Origin of the sequence: Microbacterium sp. LWH3-1.2, from assembly GCF_040675855.1 — a bacterium.
Classification (GTDB): Bacteria; Actinomycetota; Actinomycetes; order Actinomycetales; family Microbacteriaceae; genus Microbacterium.
In genome coordinates this window covers 2742697-2756430 of the sequence record NZ_JBEGIK010000001.1, presented here as the reverse complement: position 1 = coordinate 2756430, position 13734 = coordinate 2742697, and the positions used below count along the sequence as shown (strand labels likewise).

Genomic DNA, 13734 nt, shown 5'->3' with positions numbered 1-13734 from the left:
CGGCGCAGGCCCCCCTAGCATGGCGGCATGCCCGAGATCGCCCCGCACATCGCGCGCATGCCGGGTTCAGGCGTGCGCCACATCCTCGAGCGCGCGCTGCGCCGGCCCGGCACGATCATCCTCGCCGTAGGTGAACCGGGCGAGGTGGCGGGGCAACGGATCCGGGATGCTGCGTCCCAGGCGTGGCACGACGGTGCGATCCGGTACACGCCCAACGGCGGCATCCCGGCGCTGCGCGAAGCGATCCGCGACAAGCTGGCGCGGGAGAACGCGCTCGACGTCGAGCTCGAACAGATCTGGGTGACGATCGGCGCGACGCAGGCGCTGCACCTCGCGATGGCGCTCACGCTGTCGGAAGGGGACGAGGTGCTCGTGCCCGACCCCGGCTACACCACCTTCACGATGAACGCCCACCTCCTGCAGGCGACGCCGGTGCCCTATCCGCTGCGTCCCGAGCGCGCCTTCCAGCCCGATCTCGGCGAGCTCGAGTCGCTGGTCACGCCGCGCACGCGGGCGATCATCGTGAACACCCCCTCCAATCCGCTCGGCTCGACGTTCGACCGGGCGACGCTGGAAGCGCTCATCGCCCTCGCAGGCCGCCACGATCTGTGGCTCATCAGCGACGAGGTGTACGAGCGGTTCACCTGGGGTGAGCCGCACGTGAGCCCCGCGACGCTCGATGCCGACGGCCGCGTGCTGTCCGTGTTCTCGATGTCGAAGACGTATGCCATGACCGGGGCCCGGGTGGGGTGGCTCGTCACGCCTCCGGGATGGCGGCAGACGATGCTGCGCGTCCAGGAGGCGGTTGTCAGCTGCGTCGACGAGCCGTCGCAGCGGGCGGCCGCCGAGGCCCTCACCGGCGAACAGGGCGGCGTCGCACACAGCGCGGCCCACTATCGCGGCAACCTCGCCGCGGCGACGGCGCTCCTCGATGCGCGCGGTCTGCGATACCTGGATCCGACCGGCGCCTTCTACCTCTGGATCGACGTGTCGCACGTGTCCGCGGGCGATGTCATGACGTGGTCCGAGCGGTTCCTCGACGAGCAGGGCGTGGCCGTCGCCCCTGGCAGCGCGTTCGGCACCTCGGGCGAGGGCTGGATTCGCGTGTGCGTGGCCAGCGATCGTGACGAGCTGCTGGAGGGGCTCGGCCGCCTCCCCGCTGCTGCCTGACCCCGCCGCCGTCGCCGGGGCTCGTCGAGCAGCGCGCACCCGTAGAATCGTCTGGACATGTCACCGCGCGCCCTGAAGCCCCTCGAGCCCTCTGCCACGCCGCCCGAGCTGATCCGCAACTTCTGCATCATCGCCCACATCGACCACGGCAAGTCGACGTTGGCCGACCGCATGCTGCAGATCACGGGTGTCGTCTCCGACCGCGACATGCGCGCGCAGTACCTCGACCGTATGGACATCGAGCGCGAGCGCGGGATCACGATCAAGTCGCAGGCCGTGCGCATGCCGTGGGCCGCCGCCGGTCAGACCTTCGCACTCAACATGATCGACACCCCCGGACACGTGGACTTCACGTACGAGGTCTCGCGTTCGCTCGCGGCCTGCGAGGGCGCGATCCTCCTGGTCGACGCCGCGCAGGGCATCGAGGCGCAGACGCTCGCGAACCTGTACCTCGCGCTCGAGAACGACCTGCACATCATCCCCGTGCTCAACAAGATCGACCTGCCCGCCGCCGACCCCGAGAAGTACGCGGCGGAGCTGGCCGGTCTCATCGGCGGCTCGCCCGACGACGTGCTCCGCGTGAGCGGCAAGACGGGCATGGGGGTCGAGACCCTGCTCGACCGCATCGTCGAGCAGATCCCCGCTCCGAAGGGGGACGCGGACGCCCCGGCCCGGGCCATGATCTTCGACTCGGTATACGACTCCTACCGCGGCGTGGTGACATACGTCCGCATGGTCGACGGCAAGCTCGAGCCGCGTGAGCGCATCCAGATGATGTCGACGAAGGCGACGCACGACCTCCTCGAGATCGGTGTGTCCAGCCCGGAGCCGGTCCCCACCAAGGGCCTCGGCGTCGGCGAGGTGGGGTATCTCATCACCGGCGTGAAGGACGTCCGCCAGTCCAAGGTCGGCGACACGATCACGAATCAGCGCAAGCCCGCGGGCCAGGCGCTCGCCGGCTACACCGACCCGAAGCCGATGGTCTTCTCGGGCATCTACCCGATCGACGGCAGCGACTACGCCGACCTCCGTGAGGCGCTCGACAAGCTCAAGCTGTCGGACGCGTCCCTCCAGTACGAGCCCGAGACGTCGGTGGCGCTCGGCTTCGGCTTCCGCTGCGGCTTCCTCGGTCTGCTGCACCTCGAGATCATCACCGAGCGCCTCTCGCGCGAGTTCGACCTCGACCTCATCACGACCGCACCTTCGGTGACGTACGAAGTCACGACGGACACCGGCGACACCGTCGTCGTCACCAACCCGAGCGAGTACCCCGACGGCCGCGTCGCCGAGGTGTCCGAGCCGGTGGTGAAGGTCGGCATCCTGCTGCCGAAGGACTACGTCGGAACCGTCATGGAGCTCTGCCAGTCCCGCCGCGGTTCGCTCCTCGGAATGGACTACCTCAGCGAGGACCGCGTCGAACTGCGCTACCACATGCCCCTGGGGGAGATCGTGTTCGACTTCTTCGACCAGTTGAAGTCCAAGACCCAGGGCTATGCGAGCCTCGACTACGAGCCCGCTGGCTCGCAGACTGCCGATCTCGTCAAGGTCGACATCCTGCTGCAGGGCGACAAAGTCGACGCGTTCAGCTCCATCGTGCATCGCGACAAGGCCTATGCGTACGGCACGATGATGACCGAGCGCCTGCGCAAACTCATCCCGCGCCAGCAGTTCGAGGTGCCGATCCAGGCCGCCATCGGCGCCCGGATCATCGCCCGCGAGAACATCCGGGCGATGCGCAAGGACGTCCTCGCGAAGTGCTACGGCGGCGACATCTCGCGCAAGCGCAAGCTCCTCGAGAAGCAGAAGGAGGGCAAGAAGCGCATGAAGATGGTCGGTCGCGTCGAGGTCCCGCAGGAGGCGTTCATCGCCGCGCTCTCAGGGGACGTCGAGGGTCCTGCCAAGAAGTGACCCGACTCGCGAAGTAGGCTGGAATCCATGCGTCGAGGAACCTTCCGGGACGACACCGTCGACTATGCCGCTGTCGGGGCGACCCAGGCGCCGGATCTGATGCAGTATCCACCGGAGCGCAGCATCCCGGCGGAGCAGTCGTGGCGCATCGGCAGCGGCGAGACCCGCTTCCGTGCGGCGAGCGAGGCGCTCATGTCGTGGACCGCGCAGCGCGGTGCGGGGCTCGTGCTCACCGATGTGCGGCCTGCGTCCGGCCCCATGTACTCGGGCGTCAGCTTCGACGCCGAGGGGAACCCCGTCGCGCCGAGCCGGTCCGAGGCCGAACAGCGGTTCGACGCCGACGGCACGCCGTTCGTCGGCGCGGGCACGACGGTCCGCGTCGACGGCCGCGTCAAGGGGCTGCGCGCCGATGCGGAGCTCCGCGTCATCTTCGCGGTGGAGGAGCCTCGCCGCGTGGGCTTCGCGCTGGGCACCGTGAGCGAATCGGTCGTCAGCGGCGAGGAGTCGTTCATGCTCGACTGGTACGACAACGACGAGGTCTGGTTCACGGTCCGTGCGTTCGACGCCCCGCGCGCCGTGCTCTACCGGATGCTTCCCGGCCTCACGAAGCGCCGTCGACGCGAGCTGTTCACGCGCTACCTTCGCGCGATCTCGCCGCTGTACACCACCCCCGCGTGAGGCGCTGATGGGCTCCGCACTTCCGCTGGGCGAGCCCGTTCCCTCGGACGGCTCGCTGCCGCTCGGCACGCGCATCGATCCGGCCGCCGACTTCAGCGTGTACCTGCACGTTCCGTTCTGCCGCGTGCGCTGCGGCTACTGCGACTTCAACACCTACACGTCGTCCGAGTTGCGCGGTGCCCGCCAGGACGAGTATGCGGACACGCTCCTGCGCGAGATCGCCCTTGCCGCGCCCGTTCTCGCCCGCGCCGGCGGCGTCCGTCCCGCGTCGACGGTGTTCTTCGGCGGCGGCACCCCGACGCTCCTCCCGCCGGGCGACCTCGGGCGCATGCTGGCAGGTGTCCGTGACACATTCGGCATCGCCGAGGGCGCCGAGATCACGGTCGAGGCCAACCCCGACACGGTCACCCCCGCGGTCGCGGCCGAGCTCGCAGCATCCGGTGTCACCCGTCTCTCGGTCGGCATGCAGTCCGCGGTCCCGCACGTCCTCGCCGCGCTCGACCGCACGCACGACCCCGACAACGTCCGCACGGCGGTCAGCGCGGCGCGCGGCGCCGGACTCGACGTGAGCGTCGACCTCATCTACGGCGCCCCGGGCGAGTCTCTGGACGACTGGCGCTCGTCGCTGGGGGCGGCGGTGGCGCTCGAACCCGATCACGTCTCGGCGTACGCGCTCATCATCGAGGACGGCACGAAGCTCGCCCGCCAGATCCGACGCGGCGAGGTCGCCGCCCCCGACGACGACCTGCAGGCCGACATGTACGAACTGGCAGACGACATGCTCGCGGGCGCAGGATTCGGCTGGTACGAGGTGTCGAACTGGGCGCGCGGGGACGCGCACCGCTCGCGACACAACCTCGCGTACTGGGTCGGCTCGGACTGGTGGGGCTTCGGCCCCGGCGCGCACAGCCACGTCGCGGGCGTGCGGTTCTGGAACGTCAAACACCCCGCCGCCTACGCGCAGCGGCTGGCCGCGGGCGAGTCGCCGGCCGCCGGACGGGAGATTCCGGATGCCGCAGCCAGGAACCTCGAGAGCGTGCTGCTGCGCACCCGCATCCGCGACGGACTGCCGGTCGAGGAGCTCCTCGGCGAGGGCCGCCACGCGGTCGCCGCGCTCATCGCGGACGGTCTCATCGACGGTCACGCCGCGCTGCGGGGGAGGGTCGTGCTCACCCGCCGCGGCCGTCTCCTCGCCGACGCCGTGGTCCGCGCGCTCACCGACTGACCTCGGCGGCATTGCGGTTCCGGGTGAGACGGCAACCCGACCTGCGTGGCTCGGCGATCCTGACAGGGGCATCGGATAGAATTGGCACTCCAGTCATGCGAGTGCCAGCTGCGGCGTGAGGAGGCGGGATGGTCAGCGAACGAGGTCTGCAGGTACTGCGGGCGATCGTCCAGGACTACGTCGACACGCGCGAGCCGGTCGGCAGCAAGGCGATCGTCGAGCGCCACTCCTTCGGCGTGTCGGCGGCGACGATCCGCAACGACATGGCGCTGCTCGAGGACGAAGACCTCATCGTGGCGCCCCACACCTCGTCCGGCCGGGTGCCGACCGACAAGGGCTATCGCGTCTTCGTCGATCACCTCGCCGAGCTCCGGCCGCTCTCGCCGGCCCAGCGCGCCGCCATCGCCTCGTTCCTCGACGGGTCGGGTGACCTCGACGACGTGCTCGTGCGCACCGTGCGGGCGCTCACGCAGCTGACCGGCCAGGTCGCGATCGTGCAGTACCCCTCGTTCGCGCGCGCGAACGTCACGCACGTCGAGCTGGTGCAGCTCGGAGGCGGACGCATGCTGGTGATCGTGGTCACCGACACCGGACGCGTCTCTCAGCGACTGACCTTCGTCGGCGAGGATTTCGACGACTCCGATCTCGCGCACATCCGCGCCGGCCTCGGCACCCTCCTGGTCGGCCGCCCCGTGCGCGAGGGACTGCAGCGCATCGCCGAGCGACTCGACGCTCCCCACACGCAAGCGCCTGCGCACGAACGCGCAATGGATGAGATCGTGCGCGCCGTCGCCGAGGAGCTCGAAGAGTTCCGGCAGGACAAGCTCGTGATGGCAGGCAGCGCCAACCTCGCCCGCCGCGAGTCCGACTTCCGCGGCAGCATCTACCCGCTCCTCGAGGCGATCGAGGAGCAGGTGACCCTGCTGCGGCTGATGGGCGAGATGGTCGCCGACGAACAGGGCCTCTCGGCGAGCATCGGCCGTGAGAACGAGGCGTTCGGTCTGGCCGAGGCATCCGTCGTCGCCAGCGACTACGACGCGACGGGCGCGCTCGCCCGCGTCGGCGTGCTCGGCCCGACACGCATGGACTACCCCACGAACCTCGCGACGGTCCGCGCCGTCGCGCGTTATCTCACGCGCATGCTCGAGCAGGACGACAGCTCCCGCTGACGCACGCGCGCACCCACGATCCCGCGGCCTCGCCGCGGCAGGAAGGCGAATGTGGCTGACCACTACGAGGTCCTCGGCGTCTCACGCGACGCCTCCACCGACGAGATCAAGAAGGCTTACCGCAAGCTGGCCCGCCAGTTGCACCCGGACGTGAACCCGGGCGAGGAGGCGTCCGAGCGCTTCAAGCTCGTGACGCATGCCTACGACGTCCTCAGCGACCCCGAGCAGCGCGCACGTTACGACATGGGCGGCAACGACTCGCCGTTCGGCGGCGGCGCCGGCGGCTTCGGCGGGTTCAACGACATCTTCGAGACGTTCTTCGGCGCAGCGGGCGGGTCGCGTGGCGGTCGTCCCCGGTCGCGTCGCGAGCGCGGCCAGGACGCGCTCGTTCGCGTCACGCTCGAACTCGGGGATGTCGTGTTCGGCACGCACCGCGACATCGAGGTCGACACCGCCGTGGTGTGCGAGACCTGCCAGGGCTCCTGCTGCCAGCCGGGCACGAGCCCGGTCACGTGCGACATCTGCCACGGCACCGGCAACGTCCAGCGCCAGGTGCGGAGCCTCCTCGGGAACGTCGTCACGACCCAGCCGTGCAACGTCTGCCAGGGCTACGGCACGACCATCCCGTACCCGTGCGCCACCTGCCAGGGGCAGGGGCGCGTGCGCGCGCGCCGAACAGTGTCGCTCGACATCCCGGCCGGCGTCGAGACCGGACTGCGCCTGCAGCTTCCGGGTTCGGGCGAGGTCGGCCCGGCGGGCGGCCCGAACGGCGACCTGTACATCGAGGTCACCGTGCAGCCGCACGAGGTGTTCAGCCGCGACGGTGACGACCTGCTCGCGACGCTCGAGGTGTCGATGCCCGACGCGATCCTCGGCACCACGACGACGATCGAATCGCTCGACGGCCCCGTCGATCTCGAGGTGCGGGCGGGCGTGCAGGCGGGCGACATCCTCACGATCAAGGGGCGCGGCATCACGCCGCTGCGCGGCTCCCAGCGCGGCGACCTCAGGGTCGGCGTGCACGTGGTCACCCCGACGCGCCTCGACCACAAGGAGCGCGCCCTCATCGAGGAGTTCGCCAAGCGCACCAAGGCTCCCTCGCCGAAGCTGGCGGAGTTCCATCAGGGCCTGTTCGCCAAGCTGCGCGATCGCTTCCGGAACGGCTGACCCGTGCCCCTGCACTTCCTCCTCGATCAGCCCGTCGATGCGGCCCCCGGCGAGACGGTGACCCTCACCGGTACGGAGGCGCACCACGCCGCGACCGTGCGCCGCGTGCGGGTCGGCGAGGAGGTCACGGTCGGCGACGGGCGGGGGGCCTGGCTCACCGGCAGCGTCGAGTCGGTCGCGCCGCGCGAGGTCGTCGTGCGCATCGACGGACGGACGGATGCTGCGCCCCCGCGCCCGCGCATCGTGCTGGTGCAGGCGCTGGCCAAGGGGGATCGCGACGAGCTCGCCGTCCAGGCGGCGACCGAGCTCGGTGTCGACGAGATCGTGCCGTGGCAGGCCGCCCGCAGCGTCTCGCGGTGGGACGCCGCGAAGGCGGCGAAGGGCCGGGCGCGCTGGGCGACGATCGTGCGCGAGGCCGCGAAGCAGGCGCACCGCGCGTGGGTGCCGGAGGTGGCGGAGCTGACCACGACTGCGGCGCTCGCGCGGCGGGCGGCAGCATCCGTCGTCCTGATCCTGGAGCCGGCGGCGACCGAGCGGCTCAGCGCCCTCACAGTGGAGCCGGCCGAGGAACGCGACATCGTGCTCGTCGTCGGACCTGAGGGCGGCATCGCCGCGGAAGAGCTCGACGCCCTCACGGCCGCGGGTGCGCGACTCGTGCGCCTCGGCGAGACCGTGCTGCGCACCTCGACGGCCGGTCCGGCGGCGCTGGCAGTCGTCAGCACCGCCCTCGGGCGCTGGTGAGCGGGGCGGGCCGCAGCCGTCCCCGCGCGCACCCCGTCGGTAGACTTGCGACATGAGTGAACCGTCGATCTTCACGCGCATCCTGGACGGCGAGGTCCCGTCCGAGATCATCGCAGAGACCGAGAACGCATTCGCCATCCGCGACATCGCCCCGAAAGCACCCGTGCACCTGCTGGTGATCCCCAAGACCGGGGAGTACCGCAACGTCGTCGAGCTCGCCGCCGGCGACCCAGACCTCATGGCCGAGCTCGTCGGCCTCGCGAACACGGTCGCTGCCGAGCACTCCGACGGGGACTTCCGCCTCGTGTTCAACACCGGCCCGAACGCGGGCCAGACCATCTTCCACGTGCATGCCCATGTGCTCGCGGGAGGCCTCGAAGAGAAGAGTCTCGGTGCCTGATCAACCTGCTCATGAGACCGTGAGCGACCACGTCGAGGTCGACGGCGTCGCGATGGTGCAGCTCCTCGGTCCACAGGACCGCCTGCTGCGGGTCGTCGAGAAGGAGCACCCGGGTGTCGATGTGCACGTGCGCGGCAACGAGATCACTCTGACGGGGGAGGCGGCGGCGGTCGCTGCGGCGCGGACGCTGGTCGACGAGCTCGTCGCGATGACGAAGGCGGGTCAATCGCTCGGCGAGGACGACGTCGCCTCGTCGAACCGCATCCTCCGCAGTGAGGGCGGGCCCCGCCCGTCGGAGGTGCTCGGAGAGGCGATCCTCTCCTCGCGCGGCAAGGTCATCCGCCCGAAGACCCTCGGCCAGAAGGCGTACGTCGACGCCATCGAGGAGAACACGATCGTGTTCGGCATCGGCCCCGCCGGCACCGGGAAGACATATCTCGCGATGGCGAAAGCCGTCCAGGCGCTGCAGCGCAAGGAGGTCAGCCGCATCATCCTGACGCGGCCGGCCGTCGAGGCGGGTGAGCGGCTCGGCTTCCTGCCCGGCACGCTCACCGACAAGATCGACCCGTACCTGCGCCCGCTGTACGACGCGCTCAACGAGATGATGGACCCGGAGCTGGTGCCCAAGCTCATGGCGACCGGCACGATCGAGGTCGCTCCGCTGGCGTACATGCGCGGCCGCACGCTGAACGACTCCTTCGTCGTCCTCGACGAGGCGCAGAACACCACGCCCGAGCAGATGAAGATGTTCCTCACGCGCCTGGGCTTCGGGACGCGCATGGTGGTCACCGGCGACATCACGCAGATCGACCTGCCGCAGGGCGCCTCCGGCCTGCGGCTCGTGACCCGCGTGCTCGGCGACATCGACGACATCCACTTCTCGTACCTGACGAGCGACGACGTCGTGCGCCACACCCTCGTCGGCCGCATCGTCGACGCCTACAGCGAGTACGACGAGCGCCGGATCGCCGCACGTCGCGAGAGGGACGAGGCATCCGAGTTCGCCAACCGCGCCGAGCGACGCGCCGCCACCGTACGCGGCGGCGGACCGCGTGACCACCTTCCGAAGCGAGGACGCCCATGACCATCGAGATCGGCAACGAATCGGGGCTCGCCGTCGACGAGACGGTGCTGCTCCGCCTCATGGAGCACAACCTCGCCGAGCTTCACGTCAGCCCGGACGCCGACGTGGCGATCCTGCTGGTCGACGAGGGCGCCATGGAGGCACTGCACGTGCAGTGGATGGACGAGCCCGGCCCCACCGACGTGCTGAGCTTCCCGATGGACGAGCTTCGTCCGGGCACCGAGGACGCCCCCACGCCGGCAGGCCTCCTCGGCGACATCGTGCTGTGCCCGCAGGTCGCCGAGACCCAGGCCGTGGCCGCCAAGCACTCGACGCTCGACGAGCTCATCCTCCTCACCACGCACGGACTCCTGCACCTCCTCGGCTTCGACCACGCCGAACCGGAGGAGGAGCGGGAGATGTTCGGACTGCAGCGCGAGCTCATCACCTCGTTCCAGGCATCCGAACGTCGACGACCTCGCGCATGACCGCCGCTCTGCTGCTCGTCGCCGCGGCGGTCCTGCTCGCGTTCGGCGCCCTCATGGTCGCCATCGACGCGGCGCTCGGCGTCACTTCCCGCGCTGATCTCGCAGAGCTCGGAGCGGGCGGTCGCAACGCGGTGTCGCTCAGGAAGATCGCGGACGACCCCGACGCGCACGCCAACGCCGTGATCTTCATCCGCGTGCTCGCGGAGACGACGGCGGCCGTACTGGTCACCGTCGCGTTCACGGACCTGTTCGACAACATCTGGTGGGCGATGCTCGCGGCCGCGGTGCTCATGACGGGTGTCTCCTACGTCGTGGTGGGGGCGAGCCCCCGCACCGTGGGGCGACTCCACGCGAAAGGGCTCCTGCGCGGTGCGGCGCCGATCGTCCGCGGAGTGCGCATCATCCTCGGACCACTGGCCCACGGCCTCGTCGCCCTCGGCACCCGCATCACACCCGGCTCACCGCGCGGCTCGTCGTTCGCCTCCGAGGAGCAGCTGCTCAGCATCATCGATGAGGCCGCCGAGAACGAGCTCATCGAACAGGACGACCGCGAGCTGATCCACTCGGTGTTCGACTTCACCGACACGTTCGTGCGTGCCGTGATGGTGCCCCGCACCGACATGGTGACGGTGGATGCCTCGACCTCGACGCGTGAGGCGATGACGATCTTCCTCGACAAGGGCGTCTCGCGCATTCCCATCGTCGACGACGATGCCGACGACGTCGTGGGCGTGCTCTACCTCAAGGACCTCGTGCAGTTCGGCTTCAGCGACGAGGCGGGGTGGCGGGATGCCCCGATCAGCCGGATCGCGCGCCCCGCGGTGTTCGTGCCGGAGTCGATGAAGGCCGAGACGCTGCTGCAGCAGATGAAGCGCGACGCGGTGCACGTGTGCCTCGTCATCGACGAGTACGGCGGCGTCTCGGGCCTCGTGACCCTGGAGGACCTCATCGAGGAGCTCGTCGGCGAAATCTCGGACGAATACGACCCGCGTGGCGAAGAGGTCACCGAGCTGGAGCCCGGCCACTACCGCGTGAGCGCCCGCCTCGGCCTCGACGAGGTCGGCGACCTCTTCGGCCTCGAGCTCGAGGACGAGGACGTCGATTCCATCGGGGGACTGCTCGGCAAGGCCCTCGGTCGCGTCCCGCAGCCTGGTGCGACGGCCGAGTACGCCGGCCTCGTGCTCACCGGCGGAGCGTCCCGCGGCCGCGGACGCGGCATCTCCACGGTGTTCGTCGAGCGCGGCGACCCCGCCCTGCACGTCGGCCGCTCGCCGGGCACCGGCGAGATCCGTATCGTGAGCCCCCGCACCGGCGAGATCCGGCTGCCTCGCAAGGAAGAGACGTCATGACCGAGAACGAGCCCACACCGCACGCCGAGTCCGTCTCCGCGCACGGGTCCGCCGAGAGCCGGTCCGGTTTCGTCACGTTCGTGGGCCGGCCGAACGTCGGCAAGTCGACCCTGACCAACGCGCTGGTCGGCGAGAAGGTCGCCATCACCAGCGACAAGCCCCAGACGACGCGCCGCGCGATCCGCGGCATCCTGAGTCGCCCCGGCGGCCAGCTCGTGATCGTCGACACCCCGGGACTCCACAAACCCCGCACGCTGCTCGGGCAGCGCCTCAACGACCTCGTCGAGCAGGTGCTCGGCGACGTCGACGTCATCGGCTTCTGCGTGCCCGCGATCGAGAAGGTGGGCCCCGGCGACCGCCGCATCGCGGAGTCGCTGAACGGCTACGGGCGCGCGAAGAAGGTGGCCATCGTGACCAAGACGGATGCCGCCACCCGCGAGCAGATCACCGAGAGGCTCATCGAGGTCGATCAGCTCCGCGAAGACTGGGCGGCCGTCATCCCGCTGTCCGCCTTCACGCGCGACCAGCTCGACGTCCTGAGCGACGAGCTGCTCGCTCTCATGCCGGAAGGCCCCGCCCTGTACCCCGAGGGCGTCGTCACCGACGAGTCGACCGAGGATCGCATCGCCGAGATCATCCGCGAAGCCGCTCTCGACGGCGTGCGCGACGAGCTGCCGCACTCGATCGCCGTCGTCGTGCAGGATGTGGCACCCCGCGAGGACTCCGAGCTGACCGACATCTACGCCGACATCGTCGTCGAACGCGACAGTCAGAAGGGCATCATCATCGGGCACAAGGGCTCTCGGCTGCGCGACGTCGGCGCCCGCGCCCGCGCGCAGATCGAACCCCTGCTGGGCACCAAGGTGTTCCTCAAGCTGCATGTGCGCATCGCCAAGGAATGGCAGCGCGACCCGAAACAACTCGGTCGCCTCGGCTTCTAGCCACGGATGCGCTCCGCGGCAGGGCGGTCCGAGCGAGACCGGAGCCCCTGCCGCGGGGCGGTCGTCGACTACGGCAGACGGTTCTCGGCAGCGGCGAGGTGGTCGTAGCCGGGAGTGCGCAGCATCTCGTGGAGGTGGCGGCGGCGGACGCCCATGTTCCCGCCGTCGTACACCGGGAAGCAGAGCACGTCTTGCATGATCGCGCCGAGCGGGGTGCGGTCGCCGTATGACTCGACCCCTACCAGTCGCATGGCGTCGTAGACCGTCTGCACCGAAAGCTCGGAGTTGTAGATCTTGACCATGTTCGACAGCTCCCGGTCCAGTCCTCCGGTCTTGTCGAAGTGGTCGGCCGCCTTCCAGGCGAAGTAGCGGCCCGCCTCGATGCGCGTCTTGATGTCGGCGAGCATGTACCCCGCGTTCTGATGGTCGATGACGGGCACACTTCCCGAGCGCCTCTCGGTCGTGACGAACTCGTAGGCGAACTCGAACGCGGCACGCATCTTGCCGACGGCCGCGGCGCCGATGCTGGAGCAGGTCCATGAGAACGCGCCCTTGGTCAGCTGCACCCCGTCGCCCGGCTCGCCGATCATGTTCGACAGCGGTACCCGGACGTCGCGGAACTCCAGGACGGGTGAGTTCGTGGCGACGTGACCGAACGTGTCGATCATGCCCGTCACCACCACTCCGGGAGTGCCCTTCTCCACGACGACGATCGCGAGCGACTCCTGGGGCGGAGCGTCGGGGTCGGTGCGGCAGACGACGCTGATCAGGTCAGCGCCCTTGTCGTCCCACCCTGAGGCGTTGGTGGTGTACGCCTTCCTGCCGTTGATGACCCATTCGTCTCCGTCGCGGACGGCGAAGGTCTGAACTCCGAACCGCGGGTCCGGATGGTCGAAGTTGGCCCCACCCGCAGCCTCCGTGAACGCGATCGCGGCGAGGGCCGGACTGCCGTCGAGGAAGGGCGCGAAGAACCGCGTTCGCTGTTCGGGGGTGCCCGCAGCGATGATCGGGTACAGTCCCAGGCCGGTGCCCAGCACGGCCGACGGGACGTTCACGTCGATGCGCGCGAGCTCCTCGCAGGCGAGGGCGAACTGCAGATTGGTGAACCGATGTCCTCCGGATTCCGGCGGCACGAGCCCGGCGATGAAGCCGGCGTCCACCATCTGCTGGTAGAAGGGCTTGAGCGCACGGAACCGCTCGAGGGGCTCGGAGTGGGGGGCCACGGCATCGGAGACGCCCGAGAGCACCCCTTCCGCGAACTCGCGGGCCTGAAGCCTGAGCGACATCTCCTCGTCCGACAGTGTGAAGTCGATCGCCATGGGGTTCTCCTTGGGTAGACGGCGGGTCGTCTCCACCTTCTGCGGAATTGACACCGTGCGCTTGTGTCACAGCGCACGCGAACCGGGACGAGCGCGCACCGTCGCCTGCAGTGAGA

The 13734-nt window shown here is 69.8% G+C and carries 13 protein-coding genes; 12 read left to right on the top strand and 1 reads right to left on the bottom strand.

The genetic code is table 11. The features are described 5' to 3' along the window. Positions 1 to 27 precede the first annotated feature (27 nt). The 12 genes from MRBLWH3_RS12840 (at position 28) to era (ending at position 12299) form a co-directional block, all read left to right on the top strand. The gene (locus MRBLWH3_RS12840) at positions 28 to 1170 is read left to right on the top strand and encodes a pyridoxal phosphate-dependent aminotransferase (protein WP_363432508.1); all 1143 of its coding nucleotides are present in this window, start codon (positions 28 to 30) and stop codon (positions 1168 to 1170) included. 57 nt (positions 1171 to 1227) lie between these two features. Continuing rightward, positions 1228 to 3078 (top strand): translation elongation factor 4, encoded by a 1851-nt coding sequence (lepA, locus tag MRBLWH3_RS12835; protein ID WP_363432506.1) that lies wholly within the window; start codon positions 1228 to 1230, stop codon positions 3076 to 3078. Positions 3079 to 3105: 27 nt separating this feature from the next. After that, positions 3106 to 3756, top strand: a complete 651-nt coding sequence (locus tag MRBLWH3_RS12830; RefSeq protein WP_363432504.1) for a DUF1990 family protein — start codon at positions 3106 to 3108, stop codon at positions 3754 to 3756. A 7-nt stretch (positions 3757 to 3763) separates the two neighbouring features. Then, positions 3764 to 4981: a radical SAM family heme chaperone HemW gene (gene hemW / locus MRBLWH3_RS12825; RefSeq protein ID WP_363432502.1), complete on the top strand. Its 1218-nt coding sequence runs from the start codon at positions 3764 to 3766 to the stop codon at positions 4979 to 4981. Positions 4982 to 5109: 128 nt separating this feature from the next. Next, positions 5110 to 6150: a heat-inducible transcriptional repressor HrcA gene (hrcA, locus tag MRBLWH3_RS12820; RefSeq protein ID WP_363432500.1), complete on the top strand. Its 1041-nt coding sequence runs from the start codon at positions 5110 to 5112 to the stop codon at positions 6148 to 6150. 51 nt (positions 6151 to 6201) lie between these two features. Then, positions 6202 to 7317, top strand: coding sequence for a molecular chaperone DnaJ (gene dnaJ / locus MRBLWH3_RS12815; RefSeq protein WP_363432497.1), 1116 nt, complete (start codon positions 6202 to 6204; stop codon positions 7315 to 7317). A 3-nt stretch (positions 7318 to 7320) separates the two neighbouring features. Then, on the top strand, positions 7321 to 8058 hold the full coding sequence (locus MRBLWH3_RS12810; RefSeq protein ID WP_363432495.1) for a 16S rRNA (uracil(1498)-N(3))-methyltransferase: 738 nt from the start codon (positions 7321 to 7323) through the stop codon (positions 8056 to 8058). Between the two features lie 52 nt (positions 8059 to 8110). Continuing rightward, the gene (locus MRBLWH3_RS12805) at positions 8111 to 8458 is read left to right on the top strand and encodes an HIT domain-containing protein (protein WP_363432492.1); all 348 of its coding nucleotides are present in this window, start codon (positions 8111 to 8113) and stop codon (positions 8456 to 8458) included. A gap of 52 nt (positions 8459 to 8510) precedes the next feature. Next, a complete protein-coding gene (locus tag MRBLWH3_RS12800; RefSeq protein ID WP_342001901.1) occupies positions 8511 to 9542 on the top strand; it encodes a PhoH family protein in 1032 nt (343 codons plus the stop codon). Continuing rightward, entirely contained in the window at positions 9539 to 10009 is a 471-nt protein-coding gene (gene ybeY, locus MRBLWH3_RS12795; RefSeq protein WP_363432490.1) for an rRNA maturation RNase YbeY, read from the top strand. Before MRBLWH3_RS12800 ends, ybeY begins: the two co-directional genes overlap by 4 nt. Next, on the top strand, positions 10006 to 11358 hold the full coding sequence (locus MRBLWH3_RS12790) for a hemolysin family protein (protein WP_363432487.1): 1353 nt from the start codon (positions 10006 to 10008) through the stop codon (positions 11356 to 11358). Before ybeY ends, MRBLWH3_RS12790 begins: the two co-directional genes overlap by 4 nt. Continuing rightward, a complete protein-coding gene (era, locus tag MRBLWH3_RS12785) occupies positions 11355 to 12299 on the top strand; it encodes a GTPase Era (protein WP_363432484.1) in 945 nt (314 codons plus the stop codon). The genes MRBLWH3_RS12790 and era overlap by 4 nt, the downstream gene beginning before the upstream one ends. A 68-nt stretch (positions 12300 to 12367) precedes the next feature. Here the strand turns inward: era and MRBLWH3_RS12780 are convergent, their stop codons facing one another. Continuing rightward, positions 12368 to 13618: an acyl-CoA dehydrogenase family protein gene (locus MRBLWH3_RS12780; protein WP_363432482.1), complete on the bottom strand. Its 1251-nt coding sequence runs from the start codon at positions 13616 to 13618 to the stop codon at positions 12368 to 12370. Positions 13619 to 13734: the final 116 nt, after the last annotated feature.